Origin of the sequence: Rhizobium sp. TBD182, from assembly GCF_001950375.1 — a bacterium.
GTDB lineage: Bacteria > Pseudomonadota > Alphaproteobacteria > Rhizobiales > Rhizobiaceae > Agrobacterium > Agrobacterium tumefaciens.
This window is the reverse complement of sequence record NZ_BDLN01000002.1, coordinates 254,760-270,966: the sequence shown is the minus strand read 5'-3', so window position 1 is coordinate 270,966 and position 16,207 is coordinate 254,760. Positions and strand designations below refer to the sequence as shown.

12 protein-coding genes are annotated in these 16,207 nt (G+C 59.1%); 11 read left to right on the top strand and 1 reads right to left on the bottom strand.

Annotated elements, in window-relative coordinates:
- Positions 1 to 65: 65 nt before the first annotated feature.
- From T18_RS09985 to T18_RS09945, 9 genes are all read left to right on the top strand, one after another.
- Positions 66 to 1,205, top strand: coding sequence for an ABC transporter substrate-binding protein (locus T18_RS09985; RefSeq protein ID WP_035251551.1), 1,140 nt, complete (start codon positions 66 to 68; stop codon positions 1,203 to 1,205).
- On the top strand, positions 1,202 to 2,269 hold the full coding sequence (locus T18_RS09980) for a FecCD family ABC transporter permease (protein WP_038494125.1): 1,068 nt from the start codon (positions 1,202 to 1,204) through the stop codon (positions 2,267 to 2,269). Before T18_RS09985 ends, T18_RS09980 begins: the two co-directional genes overlap by 4 nt.
- Positions 2,263 to 3,015 carry an ABC transporter ATP-binding protein gene (locus T18_RS09975; RefSeq protein WP_003511038.1) on the top strand — a complete coding sequence of 251 codons (753 nt, stop codon included), beginning with the start codon at positions 2,263 to 2,265 and terminating at the stop codon, positions 3,013 to 3,015. Before T18_RS09980 ends, T18_RS09975 begins: the two co-directional genes overlap by 7 nt.
- A 209-nt stretch (positions 3,016 to 3,224) precedes the next feature.
- Entirely contained in the window at positions 3,225 to 3,725 is a 501-nt protein-coding gene (locus tag T18_RS09970; protein WP_003511036.1) for an RNA polymerase sigma factor, read from the top strand.
- 111 nt (positions 3,726 to 3,836) lie between these two features.
- Positions 3,837 to 4,832, top strand: a complete 996-nt coding sequence (locus T18_RS09965) for a FecR family protein (RefSeq protein WP_003511034.1) — start codon at positions 3,837 to 3,839, stop codon at positions 4,830 to 4,832.
- A gap of 148 nt (positions 4,833 to 4,980) precedes the next feature.
- On the top strand, positions 4,981 to 7,752 hold the full coding sequence (locus T18_RS09960) for a TonB-dependent receptor (RefSeq protein ID WP_035251479.1): 2,772 nt from the start codon (positions 4,981 to 4,983) through the stop codon (positions 7,750 to 7,752).
- A gap of 105 nt (positions 7,753 to 7,857) precedes the next feature.
- Positions 7,858 to 8,613 (top strand): hypothetical protein, encoded by a 756-nt coding sequence (locus T18_RS09955; protein ID WP_003511029.1) that lies wholly within the window; start codon positions 7,858 to 7,860, stop codon positions 8,611 to 8,613.
- 14 nt (positions 8,614 to 8,627) lie between these two features.
- Positions 8,628 to 10,475, top strand: a complete 1,848-nt coding sequence (locus T18_RS09950; protein ID WP_003511028.1) for a type I secretion system permease/ATPase — start codon at positions 8,628 to 8,630, stop codon at positions 10,473 to 10,475.
- Entirely contained in the window at positions 10,462 to 11,775 is a 1,314-nt protein-coding gene (locus T18_RS09945) for an HlyD family type I secretion periplasmic adaptor subunit (RefSeq protein ID WP_003511026.1), read from the top strand. Before T18_RS09950 ends, T18_RS09945 begins: the two co-directional genes overlap by 14 nt.
- Positions 11,776 to 11,808: 33 nt before the next feature.
- Here the strand turns inward: T18_RS09945 and T18_RS09940 are convergent, their stop codons facing one another.
- Positions 11,809 to 14,160, bottom strand: a complete 2,352-nt coding sequence (locus T18_RS09940; RefSeq protein ID WP_003511024.1) for a helix-turn-helix transcriptional regulator — start codon at positions 14,158 to 14,160, stop codon at positions 11,809 to 11,811.
- A 136-nt stretch (positions 14,161 to 14,296) separates the two neighbouring features.
- On the opposite strand from T18_RS09940, the gene T18_RS09935 reads away from it, so the two are divergent.
- A complete protein-coding gene (locus tag T18_RS09935; protein WP_003511023.1) occupies positions 14,297 to 15,325 on the top strand; it encodes an ABC transporter permease in 1,029 nt (342 codons plus the stop codon).
- Positions 15,325 to 16,206 carry an ABC transporter permease gene (locus T18_RS09930; protein WP_003511021.1) on the top strand — a complete coding sequence of 294 codons (882 nt, stop codon included), beginning with the start codon at positions 15,325 to 15,327 and terminating at the stop codon, positions 16,204 to 16,206. Before T18_RS09935 ends, T18_RS09930 begins: the two co-directional genes overlap by 1 nt.
- Position 16,207: the final 1 nt, after the last annotated feature.

Here is a 16,207-nt window from a genome sequence, read left to right as displayed (position 1 = left end):
GATCGATGGATGAAGCCGCAGCCATGCGGCTTCATCATTTTCTTTTGGAAATAAGAGGACTTCTCATGCGGCTTAACGCTCTCAGGCATCTTGCGGTGCTGGCTTTGTCTCTTCTCGCTTTGCCGGCTTATGCCGGAGAAATCACCGATGTCACCGGACGCAAGGTCGAGCTGGACCTGCCGGTCAAACGTGTCATCGTTGGTGAGGCGCGCCAGATCCACGTCATCGCGGCGCTAAAGGGCGACCAGACCTTCGACACCATTGTCGGCTGGCGTGACGATCTCCTCAAGAAGGACCCTGACAGCTACGCTGCCTATGTCGAGCGCTTTCCGCAGATCGAAAAACTGCCGCGCTTCGGTTATGTGCCGCAGGGCGATTTCAGTCTGGAAACGGCCATTACCCTTTCGCCTGACGTGATCACCCTCAATCTGGAAGCGGAAAAATCCGCCAAGGAAAGTGGTTTCGAAGAGAAGGCCGCCGCCGCCGGAATCAAGATCGTCTATCTCGATTTTCGCATCGATCCCGAAAAGAACAGCGAAGCCTCGATTGAAATTCTCGGGAAAATGTTTGGCGCGCAAGAGCGTGCAAAGGAATTCATCGCCTATCGCCGTGCAGAAATCGCCCGCGTGACCGACCGGCTCGCCAGCGTCAAGGGCCTGAAGCGTCCCGGCGTCTTCATCGAGCGCGCGCCCGGCATTTCCGGTGAAGACAATTGCTGCCGCACCTTCGGCCCGGTCAATTTCGGCGCGATGGTCGATCTCGCTGGCGGCCATAATATTGCCGACGGCATCATCAAGACGACGTTCGGCGATCTCAATCCCGAGCAGCTCGTCGTTGCCGATCCGGATCATGTCATCGTCACCGGCTCAAACTGGGCGGCTGAATCCGACATCAACCAGTTCGTTCCCGTTGGACGCGGAGCCGACATGGCTCTTTCCCGGAAAAGACTGACAAACCTGATGAAGCGCACGCCTTTTCCGGAACTGAAGGCTGTCAAACAAGGCAATGTCCATGCCGTGTGGCACCAGTTCTACGGCGCGCCCTACGAGTTCTTCCCGATTCAGCAATTCGCCAAGTGGTTCCATCCCGAGCTCTTCGCCGATCTCGATCCCGAGAAGAATTTTGAGGACTTTCACCGGAAATTCCTGCCCGTCACCTACAAGCCGGGCTACTTCGCATCCCTCGAAAAAGGTTCGAATGAATGAGTGCGTTGAATGAAAGCGTCGTTGGCGTGAGTGGGCGCGATCAATATCGCGCCCTTGCCGCACGAAGGATTGTTATTCTCTTCGGGCTTTTCATCGCCCTTTGTTTCAGTATGGCTGCCGACATGGCACTTGGTCCGGCGCGCTACACGATATCAGAAGTTCTGGCGACGATTGCCGATCCGGCTGCTGCTGCAAACCAGCTTCGGGTGGTGATATGGGATATCCGCATGCCGATTGCGCTGATGGCGGTCACCGTCGGCGCGTCGCTTTCGGTTGCGGGCGCACAGATGCAGACCATCCTGTCCAATCCTCTCGCCAGCCCGTTTACGCTCGGCATTTCGGCCGCTGCCAGTTTCGGCGCCGCGCTGGCCCTTGTTGGCGGCGTTGCGATCTTTCCCGGTGCCGTCCAGTACATGGTGCCGATCAACGCCTTCATCATGGCGATGATTGCCGCCCTGTTCATTCATTTTGCCTCGACGATGCGCGGCGTAACCGTGGAGACTATCGTCCTTCTCGGCATCGCGCTGGTGTTCACCTTCAATGCCGCATTGTCGCTGCTTGAATATCTGGCTTCCGAACAGGCGCTCGCCGCCGTCGTTTTCTGGACCATGGGCAGCCTGACCAAGGCCACGTGGGAAAAGGTCTATATCACCGGTGGTATTCTTCTCGTTACGGTGCCGATGTTCATGCGCAACGCATGGGCGCTGACGGCGCTTCGGCTGGGTGACGACAAGGCAGCCAGCATGGGCATCAATGTGCGTCGGCTGCGGCTGCAGACCATGCTGACAGTCAGCCTTCTGGCCGCGATTCCGGTTTCTTTCGTTGGCACCATCGGTTTCGTCGGGCTTGTCGGCCCGCACATAGCCCGAATGGTGGTGGGCGAAGATCAGCGGTTCTTCCTGCCGGGCTCGGTGATCTGCGGTGCGCTGCTGTTGTCGGCGACCTCTGTTATCAGCAAGATACTCATTCCCGGCGCAATTCTGCCAATCGGCGTCATCACGGCGCTGGTTGGCGTACCGTTCTTTTTTGCGCTCATTTTCGGCAACAGGAGACGCGCATGGTAGCGCTCGCACTGAAGGATGTCGGCGCTGCCTACGGCCGCACGACTGTTCTCTCCAAGGTCGGCATCGATACGCTGGAAAGCGGCAGTGTCACGGCGGTCATTGGCCCGAACGCTGCCGGCAAGTCAACGCTTTTCAAGCGCATCGCCAGCCTGATCTCCGGTCCCGGGCTTGTCGAGTTGTCAGATACGGCACGCGGCAACCGGGCCATCTGCTACATGCCGCAGGACACCGGCGCCAACGCCGTGCTGACGGTTTACGAATCCGTGCTTCTGTCCGCCAAGCAGGGCGGCGGCTGGCGTGTTCACGACGATGAGCTGTTTGAGATCGACGCTATTCTCAAGGCGCTGAAAATCCACGATCTCGCTTTCCGGGGGCTCGGCGAATTGTCTGGCGGTCAGCGGCAGCTTGTGTCCCTGGCGCAGGCGCTGGCCCGCAAGCCGGAGGTACTGTTGATGGACGAGCCGACATCTGCTCTCGACCTCCACCGGCAGGTCGAGGTTCTGGGGTTTGTGACCGACCTTGCCCAGAAGACTGGCATGATCGTGCTGATCGCCCTGCACGACCTGAATCATGCGCTTCGTTATTGCGAGAATACGATGGTGATCGCGCGCGGCGAAATGGTGGTGAGCGGCAGCACCGAGACGGTGATAACTCCGGCCATGCTGCGCGATATCTACCGCATCGATGCGCGCATCGAACCCTGTTCGCAGGGCAGGCCGATGGTAATAGTCGACGGCGCTATCTGACGCTATCACAGGACGCGGCCGCGCCTGCCGCCGGGTCTGCGAGTCTCTGGCTGTTGCAGGACCCGCGACCGCACAAATTCTTGATAATAATAGTCATGAAATAGCTGTTCGGTCGAGAGTTTGGGTGCTAGAGGTTTAGACGGGAAAACTGCTTTGTCGTTTGGGGGCTTGCAGTTTCATTTATCCTTGAAATTTCTCTCGGTTGAGACATGGGCATACGGGAAGATGACAAGCGTTATAACGCTTACGTCGCGCACAGGGTTGACCTGATCAAATACGCCACGCTTATTTTAGGGTCGCGGGCGGACGCGGAGGACGTGGTTCAGGAGGCATTCCTGAAATTCGTTCCCGAAGGTTCCGGCAATCCTTCCAACCTCAAATCCTATCTTTTCCGCATCGTCCGCAACCTCGCCCTCGATAATCGCCGCCGCAACCGACACGACCTGCGGGAGCGGCCCGACGATACTCCGTTCTGGGGCATGCCGCAGGGTCACGGCACACCAGAAGAGCATGCCCTGTTCTGCGACGAGGTCCGGCAGATGCAGACTATTTTGGCCTCTCTGCCGGTTCAGGCGCGTGTGGCATTGGAAATGCATAGATTTGGCGGCTACAATATGGAAGAGATCGCCCGTCACCTCGGCGTATCCGTGGCTAGCGCCCACCGTCTGATTAAGAGTAGTATTGCCGCCATTACCAAAGAAATGCAGTAAAATAGCCTTTATTGTTTCATCTTGTGAAAAAAAGTTCTCCCTCAAACGTCTTTAAAGCAACACGGAAGACGAGGCATCTCCTCCGCCCAGTCAAAGGAACTGACCGGCTCAATGACAATTGATCCCGATAAAAAAATAACATTGCCGACCGGGAAGGCGGAAGAGGCTGCCGACTGGCTGATACGCCTGCAGACGGGTTCGGCGGAACCGCGGCTGAAGGCGGAATTTGATCGATGGTTGGCTGCTTCGCCGGCAAATCGTCTGGCCTGGGAGCGGACATGCAAGACTTGGCGGAATCTCGGTCTGGTCGAGCCGGGTTTAAAGAGCCTTTGGGAAGACGCGCCGCACCTGCCTGGCGTTGCCGGAAAACAGGCATCGCGACGGCGCTGGTCCTTGCGACATTATGCCGGCATGGCGGTGGCAGCAGTGTCTCTCTGTCTTGCGGTGCTGTTCGTTCCCACGCTTTTCGTCCATATCAAGGCCGAATATCAGACCAGTACCGCAGAGAGCCGCACCATAACCCTTGAAGACGGCAGCAGGGTGCAGCTTGCCGCGGCAAGTGCGCTTACCACTGATTTTGCCAATGGCCGCCGTAATGTGAAGGTGCTGAAGGGCGAAGCTTTTTTTGATGTGGTGCCGGATAGCGACCGTCCCTTTGTCGTCGAGGCGAAAAACCTGACCGTCCAAGTGCTCGGCACGGCTTTCGATGTCGACATGACGGATGGCGTGACGCAAGTCGCTCTTGCGCATGGTTCCGTGGAAGCTTCCTTCCGCAACGCGCCACCAACGCGGCTGGTGCCGGGTGAGATGCTGGTTGTCGACGCCTCCGGTGCAATCCGGAAAGAGACCGTTCCCGTCGAGGATATTGGTGGCTGGCGCAACGGCGAGCTTTACGTTGTGGATGCGACGATCGGTTCTGTCGTCGAGCAAATCCAGCGGTATCATCCCGCATGGCTGACGATGGCGGACAAGACGCTTGCAGAGCAGCGTGTGACTGGCTTCTACAATCTTCGCGATCCGGACCGTGCGCTGGAAGCATTGGTGGAACCCTATAAGGGCAAGGTTCATGCAATTGCCAATACTGCCCGCATCATCACCCGGTTCTGAAGCGCAATAAAACAAAAAATCGTATTTATTTTCAGTCGTTTATAAAAAATTCTCCGAAACCCTGAAAAAAACTGCCGAGGCAATCGTCTTTTTGTTGAGTAATCCGGTCAAGATATAGCCGGAGCGAAGACAGGAAGACAAAAGCAGTATGCGCCTCCAGATACGTAAGAACGGTTCAGGGAAAAACTCGGCAAAGCCGGCACGTATGACGGTGCTTTTGGCGACAACGGCGGTGGTCGTTTCTATGTCGGTACCGGCTTTTGCGCAGAGCGGACCGAATGCCGCCAATGGTCAGCGCTCCGGTGGCGAGCAGGGTGCAACGCGGCCTTTTAATATTCCCGCCCAGCCGCTGTCCTCCGTTGTCGGCGTTTTCGGGCGGCAATCCGGTCTGCAGGTTACGCTTGCCACGCCGTCCGCCGGCAATGTGCGCACCAATGCCGTTACCGGCAGTTTTACGGTGCGGGATGCGCTGTCCCGGCTTCTGGCCGGCACGGGCGTGAATTTCCGGTTTGCCGGAAATGGTAGAGCCGTCGTCATAGGCTCGGGGCAGGCCGCTGCCGATCTTTCCGGGGCGGAAGGCACCACCGTTCTGGAAGAAATTACCGTGACGGGAAAAACCGGACGCAATTCCATTGCCGGCACCGGTTATCAGGGAACGCCCGACTGGGTTTATGAAACACCCGCCAGTGTCAGCGTCGTCAGCCGCGAGGCGATCCAGTCCGCCGGCGTGCGCAACACGCGCGATGTCTTCAACCGCGTCTCCGGCGTCTACGCCGGTGAGGGCAATGGCAGCTTCCCTACCGTTTCGCCCAATATACGTGGCTTGCAGGAAAGCGGCCGCGTGGTCGTCTCCATCGATGGTGCGCGGCAGAATGCGCAGCGTGGCGCAGCTTTCGGCGGGGCCACGAGTTACACCGCGAGCGCCGGGCAGGGTTACGTCGATGTTGCCTTTATCCGTGCTGTCGAGATCGAGAAAATAACCAATGCGAGGTCGGGTAACGCGGGTTCGCTTGGCGGGAAGGTCGAGTTCCGTACCGTCAGCGCCGCCGATCTGATCCCCGAGGGTGCGAACAAGGGGGCTGAGGTGAATGTCTCCCGTGGCACCAATGGTTACGATTTTCAGGGTTCGGTTCTGGCCGCAGTTCGTGAGCCGAATGGCCCTCTCTCCTTTGTTGCCGGTTACAGCCGCACGATCATGGATGAATACAAGATCGGAACCAAGGGTGAGGCCCGAAGCACCGCTTTGACGATGAAGGACCTGCTCGGCAGGGACGGTTGGTCGACATTTTTCAAGGGCGAAGGTGACTTCGGGGATGTGCAGACTTCGTTGTCATGGATGCATCAGCAGAATGATTTTGTTCAGGGTGCGTCCACCGTTGTCGACAGGGAAAGTGTACGCAATGACAGCGTCGTCGCGAAGCTGGACTGGGACCCCGAAAGCGAACTCATCGATTTCAAATCGTCGTTGTGGCTGAACGACAATATGACGCACGAGTTGCGATCGGCGCGCACCTATGCGGTGGAGACCAATCTAGATATGGGCCTGCGCAGCTTCGGTGGCAACTTGGAAAATACCAGTCGTTTCGACACCAAGGCGGGTGCGCTCAGCCTAAATTATGGGGCCGAAGCCTTCCGGGATATAGCCACATCCGTTGCTATGAGCTCCAAGATCAAGGAAAACCCCTCCTTTGCTACCAGCTACACGGCTTTCAGCCCCGCCGGGCGGCGCGATGTCGCGAGCCTGTTTTTAAACGGTGAGCTGGAGCCGGCGGATTGGATCACGCTAAGTGGCGGCGTGCGTTACGACTGGTCACGCCTGAAGGGATCGGCGACTTATTACAGTACCCGCAGCTATCTCGTAGACACCTCTGTCCCCTGCGATCCAGTCGGCAACCATTACACACCTCTCGACTATTTCAATCAGGTGTTCCTTCCCGCCAACCCGTCCTGGACTGCGCGCTACGCGCTTTATCTGGCGCGTGCCTGGCCTAATGCTTCGGCAGGTTGCATGCCTGGAACTGGCACAATTACGCCACCGATACCCGTTACCGACTACCCGGAGCACAATGTCGATATCGATCGCACCTACAGTGCCTGGTTACCCTCCGCCACGATTGAACTGAAACCCGTCGACTGGTTCCGTCCCTATGTGAGCTATTCCCAAAGCCTGCGTCCGCCGACAATTCTCGAGGCTCTCTTTGCCGGTGCCCGTCCGGGGGACAGCCCCGGATATGAATATGCCCCGAACACATCCCTGCGGGCCGAAAAAGCCACCACTTACGAAATCGGCGCGAATATGAGCTTTGACGGCGTGCTGCTGGACAACGATTCCGTCCGCATCAAAATGGCCGCCTTTCGCCGTGAGGTGAAGGATTACATCGCTCTCGGTTATCTCGTCACGGATCAGGTGGCGGATCGGACCTATACCAGCTTCGTCAATCTCGATGGCACGACCTATATGCGCGGCCTTGAATTCGAGGGCAATTACGATGCGCGAAGCTTCTGGCTTGGTGGCTCAGCGACGCTGCTGAAGACCGATTGGCCGGACAAAACCCAGGTTTTCTCTAACGGCACGACCACGACAAGCGGCGAGATCGTCGCATGGCCGGGTGACGTTGCACCCAAGGTGAAGCTGACGCTCGATGGCGGCATGCGTTTCTTCGAGGAAAAATTCTCTATGGGCGCACGGCTCAACCATGTCACGCCGACGCAATCGCGGACGCTCGATACGGAGGGTAATCTGCGGGAGGTAACCGATCCCTACACGACGGTGGACCTATACGGCTCCTATACCTTCAACGAAAAGGCGACGCTTCGTTTCGCGGTCAACAACCTGACCGACCGCAAATACATCCCGGCAGCCAGTGCCTATACCGCGCCGGGCCGCACATTTATCGCAACGATGAACGTGAAGTTCTGATGCGCGGAAGAAATTCTCCGGGCTGGGGTTGCAGCCCGTCCCGGAGATGAAACGCCTTCGTCACATGACAAAGGTATCCCTATTGGCCAGCAAAGGAGTACACCTATGGCTACCACAATTCAACTGACGCAGTCTTCCTCCGACCTGATCGGTTACCTCAACGGTTGGACGAGCGGTTTCGGTTCGACCTATGGTGCGTTCTACGACGCTCAGACCAGCTCTCTCGCCACTACCACTATCGATCCGAACACGACCTATGAGGCGTGGGGCGATGGCAGCAACGGTGGCAAGGGCATTGTCATGACCGGTGCCCTGCAATACTCCCAGGGCAACCTGACAGGTTCGGTCGACAGCATCGTTCTCGGCACCGGCTACAGCCAGTCCACTAGCGGCATCGCCGTCAGCCAGCAGGAACTGCTGATCGATCCCGACGGCTCCTACTCGCTCGCAGGCGCGCGCGATCTTCTCGATCTCGCCGTTTACCAGCTTGCCCGTTTCGGCTCTCTGGCCGGCTTCTATGACTACTTCGCGGCCACCGGCACGGTGATCGAGGATACGGCCGCTTCCAATACCCTGACGGGCTTTGCCGGCGCGGACACCTTCGTATTCTCCGGCGGCAATGACGTCGTGAACGCCGGCCCGACCGGAACCTACGGTTATCAGGATGGTACGGATACGCTTGATGTTTCCGCCTGGGGTGCAACTTCGGTGAATGATTTGTTGTGGTATAACGATAACGGAAATGCCGTTATCCTTTCGGCAGCAGACACGTCCGTATCCATCACGCTCAACGGTGTCGATGCAAGCGTACTGGACGCATCGGACTTCATTTTCGCCAGCGCATCGGCGCTTGCCGCTTAAAGGAAAATCAGGCTGTGGGCTTTCAAAACCACCAGCAGACACCGCCGCAGTCCCTCACTGCGGCGGTTGTTTCGCCCCTTAAAAGCACGTTTTTCGGTGTGGCGCTCGTCAGCGGTGTGGTCAACATCCTGGCGCTGACGTCGCCCCTGTTCATGCTTCAGGTTTACGACCGGGTGCTGGCCAGCGGCAGTCTGCCGACACTGGTCGGGATCGCCATTCTTGCGCTCGGCCTCTATGGCTTCCAGTGCCTGCTCGACATCATCCGCGCCCGGGTCCTGATCCGTATCGGCGAGGACTTCGACATGCGCTATTCCGGCAAGGTGCATGATGCGGTGGTGCGCCTGCCGCTCGTCAACCGCATGCCGGGGGACGGCCTGCAGCCGCTGCGCGATCTCGACAACGTGCGCGGTTTTCTGTCCGGCACGGGGCCCACCGCCTTTTTCGATCTGCCTTGGATGCCGCTCTACCTTGGCATATGTTTTCTGTTCCATTTCTGGATCGGCGTGACGGCTCTTGCCGGTGCCGTTCTGCTCATATCCCTGACCATCTTGACCAATATGTTCTCGCAGAAGCCGATCCGCGACACCATGGTCGAAAACATGGCGCGCAACCGGCAGCTGGAAGCCTCGCGCCGCAACGCCGAAGTCGTGCAGGCCATGGGGCTCGGCGGCCGGCTTGGCAAACGCTGGCAAATCTCCAACGAGGCTTATCTCGCCGCCAACCGCAAGGCGGGCGACGTGGCCGGCGGCCTCGGCAATATCGCAAAATCCCTGCGGATCGTGCTGCAATCGGCCATTTTGGCGGTCGGCGCATGGCTGGTCATTCAGCAGGAGGCGTCAGGCGGCGTGATGATCGCCAGTTCGATCATGATGGGTCGGGCTTTGGCGCCCGTCGATCTTGCCATATCCAACTGGAAGTCCTTTGTTGCCGCTCGCCAGAGCTGGGCACGGCTGAGGGAGCTTTTTGCGCAGATGCCGGTAACGGCGACCGCAATGGCACTGCCGAAGCCTGAGAGAGAATTGAAAGTCGAAAACGTCACCATCATTCCACCGGGAGAGAGAAAACCGACCGTCGCGGGCCTTGGTTTCGTCATGACCGCCGGGAATGCGCTCGGTGTCATCGGCCCGTCCGGCTCGGGAAAATCCACCCTCTCGCGCATTCTCACCGGAGCCTGGATGCCCGCCGCCGGTAAGGTGCGGCTTGATGGTGCGAGCTTCGATCAATGGGATCGCGAAGCCCTCGGCCGCCATATCGGTTATCTGCCGCAGGGCGTGGAGCTTTTCGACGGCACGATCGGCGAAAATATTTCCCGTTTCGAGGACAATCCCGATCCCGACGCAATCATTGCCGCTGCGAAAGCCGCCGGTGCGCACGAACTGATCCTGCGCTTCGAAAAGGGTTATGACAGCGATATAGGTGAGGCCGGTTCCGCGCTTTCGGCAGGACAACGCCAGCGTATCGGTCTCGCGCGTGCGCTTTATGGCGATCCCTTCATCGTCGTGCTGGACGAGCCGAATGCCAATCTCGATGCGGAGGGCGAAGCCGCCGTCGTCAGGGCGATCGCGTCGGTCAAGGCGCGCAACGGTATCGCCATCGTCGTCGCGCATCGGCCCAGCGCGATCGGTGCCGTCGATTTCATTCTGATGATGGAGGAGGGGCGGATGAAGGCCTTCGGTCCGCGCGACGAGGTTCTCTCGAAAGTGCTGCGCACTCCGAATGCTCAAGCGGCGAAAGGTTTCACCGCATCCGCGCACACGGTGTCACCATTGCGTGTCGTCGCGAATACCCAGCCTAAGACGGTGGCGCTGCAAGAGAGTGGCGAAGAGAACAGGCAGGAAGGAGATACGGATGTCAAAAATTGACCAGCGCACGCAGGTGTCCCGCTCCATCCGCAAACATCTTCTTGCCGGTCTTGCCGCAAGCGCCGCACTGCTGGCCGGCGTCGGCGGATGGGCAGCGACGACAAATCTTGCTGGCGCGGTCGTCGCGTCCGGTCATCTTGTGGTCGATTCCTATACCAAGAAGGTACAGCACCCCAAGGGTGGCGTCGTCGGTGAAATTCTGGTGAGCGAAGGTGGCAGAGTAAAGGCCGGCGACGTCGTCATGCGTCTCGACGCCACCCAGACCCGCGCTAATCTCGCCATAGTGACCAAGCGGCTGGATGAGCTGAGCGCGCGCATGGCAAGGCTGGAGGCCGAACGGGACGATCTGCCAGAACTCGTTTTTCCACAGGCTCTGGTGGCGCGCAAGCACGATCCCGATGTCGCTTCCGCCATGCGCAGCGAAACCAGGCTGTTCGAATTCCGCAAATCCTATCGCGAGGGGCGCAAAGCACAGCTTGTGGAGCGTATCACCCAGTTCGAACATGAAATCGAAGGGTTGAGGGCACAGGAAGTCGCCTACGACAACGGGCTTGCGGTTTTGCGGGCTGAGATAACCTCGCAGAAATCCTTGCGGGAGCAGGGCATCGTGTCCGTGCAGCGGCTGAACAGCCTGCAGACCCAGGCCGCGACATTTGGCGGTGAGCGTGGCGAAAAAATCGCCTATCAGGCGCAGACGGCGGGCAGGATCACCGAAACGAAACTGCAGATCCTGCAGATCGATCAGGAACTGCGCACCGAAGTGGGCCGGGAACTGCGCGAGATACAGGCGCAGACGGGTGAATATGTTGAGCGGAAGGTCGCTGCGGAGGACGAGCTAAAGCGCATCGATATCATCGCGCCGCAATCCGGCATGGTGCATGAAATGGCGGTGCATACCGTGGGTGGCGTGGTGACGCCGGCCGACCCGATCATGCTCATCGTGCCTGATGGGGACGAACTGGCGCTTGAGGTGCAGATTGTGCCGAAGGATATAGACCAGTTGCAGGTAGGGCAAAAAGCGATGCTGCGGATGACCGCGTTCAACCAGCGCGTCACGCCGGAACTGGAAGGCCATGTCAGCCGCATCGCCGCCGATATCACCACCGATCAGAGGACCGGCCTCTCCTATTATCTGGCGCGGATTTCCATACCGGTTGCCGAGCGGGAAAAGCTGAACACTGCGCCGCTGATGCCGGGCATGCCTGCCGAGGCCTTCATCCAGACCAGCGAGCGCACCGCGCTGTCCTATATCGCCAAGCCGCTGACGGACCAGATCAACCGCGCCTTCCGGGAAGAATAGCGGGCTTTTCTGATTGGCAGTCACGACTTGAGATCAAAGCCAGCCCAGCGCTTTCGCTGCGCGGATCGCTTCCGCGCGGCGTTTGCAATCCAGCTTGCGGAACAGGTTTCCGAGATGGAATTTTACCGTCACTTCCGAGATGTTGAGGGTCTGGGCAATCTTCTTGTTCGACATGCCGCTGGCCAGCAATTGCAGCATCTGTGCTTCCCGCTGTGAAAGCCCGCCATGCAGGGCGCGTGCCTGCGGCGAGTTGACCGAGGCGGCGAAAATCGACAGCGCGTTCCGGACATCGGAAGAGGTTTCGATGAAACCGCGGATACGGCGATTGTTCAGAAGCGGCGACAGGAATATGCGCTCCTCCGACAGGACGCCGTTGCAGCCAAGGCGCGTCGCCGATTCAAGTGCGTTGAGGATATGGGCGCGGGCGCCGGCACTGTCACGACGCTGGTGTGCGGCATAGCTCTGCCATATTCTGAGCGCGACCTTTTCGCGGTTGGTGACCTTGGGGTTGGCGATCATTGCATCCATCTGCCGGGCGAGATAGGCGCGCGGCGTGAAAAGATGTACCGCGTCGCGAAGCCATGCCATCACATAGGCGATTTCGTCGCGCCGCGTGAGCCGGGCAAGGTCCTCATTCGCGCTCTCCACCCAGTTGCGACCCATCGGCATGCGGATTGCCGATAGCGCCGCTGCCGCATCCGCCCAGCGGTTGGCGTTCTGATAGGCGATGGCCGTTCTGATCTCCATCATCGCATGGAATTGCAGGCCTTCCGAAAGGTGAATCCACAGGCCGTCGAGAAAGCCCGGACGAACGGTCATCGGAAAATGATCGATCAGCACCTGCGAGGCATAATGCAGGGCAAACTGCATCAGGCTCGGCCATATCTCGGCGGCGGCGAAGTGGTCGAATTCATGCTCGACGAAGTGCAACAGGTCGCGCGGTTTTCCCGCCTCATAGGCAAGGCAGGCTTCCGCCAGCCGCAGCATTCGGAACTCCTGCGCGGCGTCGTGTGGCACCTGTTCCAACCTCGTGCGCGCATCCTGTGCCGCGCGACGGGCCAAGAGCACATCACCGCTCATCAGTCGCAGGACGATCTGGTGCAGATGGATGAAGAATTCGAGCAGCGGCTGCCCGCCCATCTTGCGCAGATAGATAAGCGCGCGGGCGGCAGCGGCCTCGGCCTCGCGAAAATTACGGCGGCGGATTTCGAATTCCAGCAGCGCATTGTAATAGGCGGCCCATTTGCCGTGATCGTCCATGGGGTAATCGGCCATGAATTCCCCGAGGCGCGTTATCACAGCGTCATTGGGGGTCAGGTCCTCGGCAATCATCAGGTTAAGCCGGAAGGTGCGGGCGGCAAAGGAAAAACGCGAACCGCGGGCAAGCACCTTGAGTGGATCGAGATAATCCGAACCGAGGCTCTTGCCAAGCAGATGGCGCACGCGTTGCAATTCGCCCTGTTTCAGCAATGCGCGGGTGACGGCGAAGAGGACTGTTTCATTCGCCGCGATCATGTCCTGCGAAAACCGCATGATGATCTCGCGAAACCTGTGGACGCTGCTTCGGTAGATCAGTTCGCGCCCATGGGCGCGTTCTAAGATTTGCGCGGCGTGGGTCTCATAACCGCGGTCAAGCAACATGGCCATTGCCGCAAGCGCCCGCCCTTCCTTCTCGAATGCGGAAGCGACCTCTACCACTGCCCTGCCAGCCTGTAATGTGGCGAGACGTTCTCCTGCTGCCACGGTCAGAAGCCTTATCAGTGTGTCGTGTTTTTCCGGGTTTGCGATCAGGAAGGGCGGCAGAAGTTCTGCCCATTCAGCGTCGGGTTCTGCCGAGGGATTTTCGAGCCAGAGCGAAAGCGCGACCGTCTGGGCCGGTGACAGATGCGGCAGATAATTTTCCCGCAGATAGTCGACGCATAGTTTTTCGTCGGCGAGGCGAGCGAGAGACAGAAAGGCCGGCCACCCCGCATAATCATCGAGCGCCAGACGCTTCTGTTCTGTTGGAAGGCCCGCGGTCTCGTCTTGGCCAAAGGCCAGTTCATTTGCTCCGATCGTCAGCGAACCACGATGCAATATTTGCCGCGCCAGCCCGCTGATACGTTGATCCGGACGGCAGGCGATGACCACGAAACGCACGGTTTCCAGAATAGGGGCGGGCATGCGGACCGCGCGTGCGAAGACCGGCACATCCCATAGCAGCCAGCCTTTTGCCGCCTCATCACTTCTGGGCTGGTGCGTCCGGCATACCTCGGTCCCCAGCTCTTGTGCCAGCAAGTCCATAAGAACGCTTTTCCCGGCGCCCGCCGGCGCGCGCAGAAAGATCACGCCTGCGGTTTCGCTGGCGATACGGCGGCAGAGTGTGGTGCGCGGCAGAAGCGTCATTCAGACAGGGATAGGAGATCCGAATTCAAAAACCTATACTCATTTATCAAAAAACTATACCTTTCTGCGATTGTTCAAAAGGACATGTGGTGAAAACTTGTGCTCAGGAAACTGATGCACAAGGAACGGTCCACCGATGCAGCAACATCCGCTGGTCGCGATTTTGAACAGGCTCGGCGCTTTCGTACTGGTCATGATCGCCCTGTCCATCATGATTTTTGCTCTAGCCCGTGTGGTGCCGGGTGATCCCGCCCGCATGGCGCTCGGGCCTGCGGCAACACAGGAACAAGTTGATGCGCTGCGCGGCGAGATGGGTCTCGATAAGCCGCTCGCCGCCCAATACCTCGACTATATCGGCAACGCCCTGCACGGTGACCTGGGCTTCTCGCTGGTTTCCCAGCGCCCCGTCACCACCGATCTGGCCCAGACCGTTCCTGCGACCGTCGAACTGGTTCTGGTCTCAGTCATCTTCATGTTTGCCGTCGCCATCCCGCTCGGCGTCATCACGGCGCATTACCGCGACCGTCCGCTCGACCATATCGGCCGTATCCTCTCGCTCACCGGCGTGACGATCCCGAGCTTTCTGTTTGCCATCACGCTGCAACTGCTGGCCGCTCGCTTTCTCTCCGGGTGGCCGATCATCGGTAGGATCGATCATTCACTTGGCTGGCAGGGTGGCCCGACGGGCTTCATCCTGATCGACGGTACGCTTGCCGGACGGTTCGATGTGGTGCTGGATGCGCTGAAGCACCTTGCGCTGCCGGCCTTTGCGCTCTCCATGGCCGGTATCGGCCAGATCACCCGCATCACGCGTTCCTCGATGATCGAGAACCAGCGCAAGGATCACGTGCTCACCCTGCAAAGCTTCGGCGTGCCGGAGCGGGTCATCATCTTCCGTTATCTGCTGAAGCTTTCCTCCATCGCGCCGCTGACGATCATGGGGCTCGAATTCGCCTCGCTGATCGGCAATGCCTTCGTGATCGAAATGGTCTTCGCCTGGGGCGGATTCGCATCCTACGGGCTGAACGCCATCCTTCAGAAAGACCTCAATGCCGTGACTGCCGTGGTGCTCGTGGCCGGCCTGTTCTTCATCGTTGCGAACCTGATCGTTGATGTCCTGATCTCGATCATCGACCCGCGCCTGCGCCGCAAGGAGGCTCGCTGATGGCTGAAATGAAAATGCTCGAACCCACCGATCGGGGCTTAAGCGCCGGTTACATGATGTGGTACCGCTTCAGCCGCAATCCGGCAGCGGTCATCGGTTCGTTGATCCTGTTGTCGGTGCTGGTTCTGGCGATCTTTGCGCCCTGGCTCACACCCTATCCCAAACATATCGGCGCGGTCGTCGATTTCCGTGCCCGCCACATGCCGCCGGATCTGGAGCACTGGTTCGGAACCGACAAGGCCGGACGCGACATCTTTTCCCGCACTGTCTTCGGGCTCAGGGTCTCGCTTCTTCTCGTCATAGGCGTGCTCGGCATCTCGGTCCCGGTCGGCACCGTGCTTGGCCTGGTCGCCGGTTATTTCGGCGGCTGGACCGAGAAAATCATCAGTGGCCTGACGAATGTGATGCTGGCCATGCCGCCCCTCGTCATGGCGCTGGCGGTCTCCAACCTGCTGGAACCCACCTTGATGAACGCCATGATCGCGATCACGCTTCTATGGTGGACCTGGCATGCGCGGCTGATCTATTCGGTGTCAAAATCCATCGCATCCGAGGACTACATCGAAGCGGCACGTCTTGCAGGTGCGGGTCCGCTGCACATTCTCTTTCGCGAAATTCTGCCCAATTGCGTCTCGGTCATATCAGTCAAGACGACGCTGGATGCGGCATTCGTCATCCTCTTTGGCGCGACACTGAGTTTCCTCGGTTTCGGCGTCAAACCGCCAACTCCCGATCTCGGCTCGATGGTTGCCGATGGGCGCCAGTTCATGCCGGATTTCTGGTGGGAAGTCCTCTGCCCCGGCGCGGCCGTGCTTTACGTGACGCTGGGTTTCAATCTGCTGGGCGACGGCCTGCGTGACATGTTCGACGTGGAAAGCTAAA

What these genes read in the sequence shown, in the direction of transcription:
- T18_RS09940 (WP_003511024.1), bottom strand. Translation starts at nt 14,160, where the DNA reads ATGACGCTTCTGCCGCGCACCACACTCTGCCGCCGTATCGCCAGCGAA.
- T18_RS09985 (WP_035251551.1), top strand. Translation starts at nt 66, where the DNA reads ATGCGGCTTAACGCTCTCAGGCATCTTGCGGTGCTGGCTTTGTCTCTT.
- T18_RS09945 (WP_003511026.1), top strand. Translation starts at nt 10,462, where the DNA reads ATGTCAAAAATTGACCAGCGCACGCAGGTGTCCCGCTCCATCCGCAAA.
- T18_RS09980 (WP_038494125.1), top strand. Translation starts at nt 1,202, where the DNA reads ATGAGTGCGTTGAATGAAAGCGTCGTTGGCGTGAGTGGGCGCGATCAA.
- T18_RS09955 (WP_003511029.1), top strand. Translation starts at nt 7,858, where the DNA reads ATGGCTACCACAATTCAACTGACGCAGTCTTCCTCCGACCTGATCGGT.
- T18_RS09930 (WP_003511021.1), top strand. Translation starts at nt 15,325, where the DNA reads ATGGCTGAAATGAAAATGCTCGAACCCACCGATCGGGGCTTAAGCGCC.
- T18_RS09970 (WP_003511036.1), top strand. Translation starts at nt 3,225, where the DNA reads ATGGGCATACGGGAAGATGACAAGCGTTATAACGCTTACGTCGCGCAC.
- T18_RS09960 (WP_035251479.1), top strand. Translation starts at nt 4,981, where the DNA reads ATGCGCCTCCAGATACGTAAGAACGGTTCAGGGAAAAACTCGGCAAAG.
- T18_RS09965 (WP_003511034.1), top strand. Translation starts at nt 3,837, where the DNA reads ATGACAATTGATCCCGATAAAAAAATAACATTGCCGACCGGGAAGGCG.
- T18_RS09935 (WP_003511023.1), top strand. Translation starts at nt 14,297, where the DNA reads ATGCAGCAACATCCGCTGGTCGCGATTTTGAACAGGCTCGGCGCTTTC.
- T18_RS09975 (WP_003511038.1), top strand. Translation starts at nt 2,263, where the DNA reads ATGGTAGCGCTCGCACTGAAGGATGTCGGCGCTGCCTACGGCCGCACG.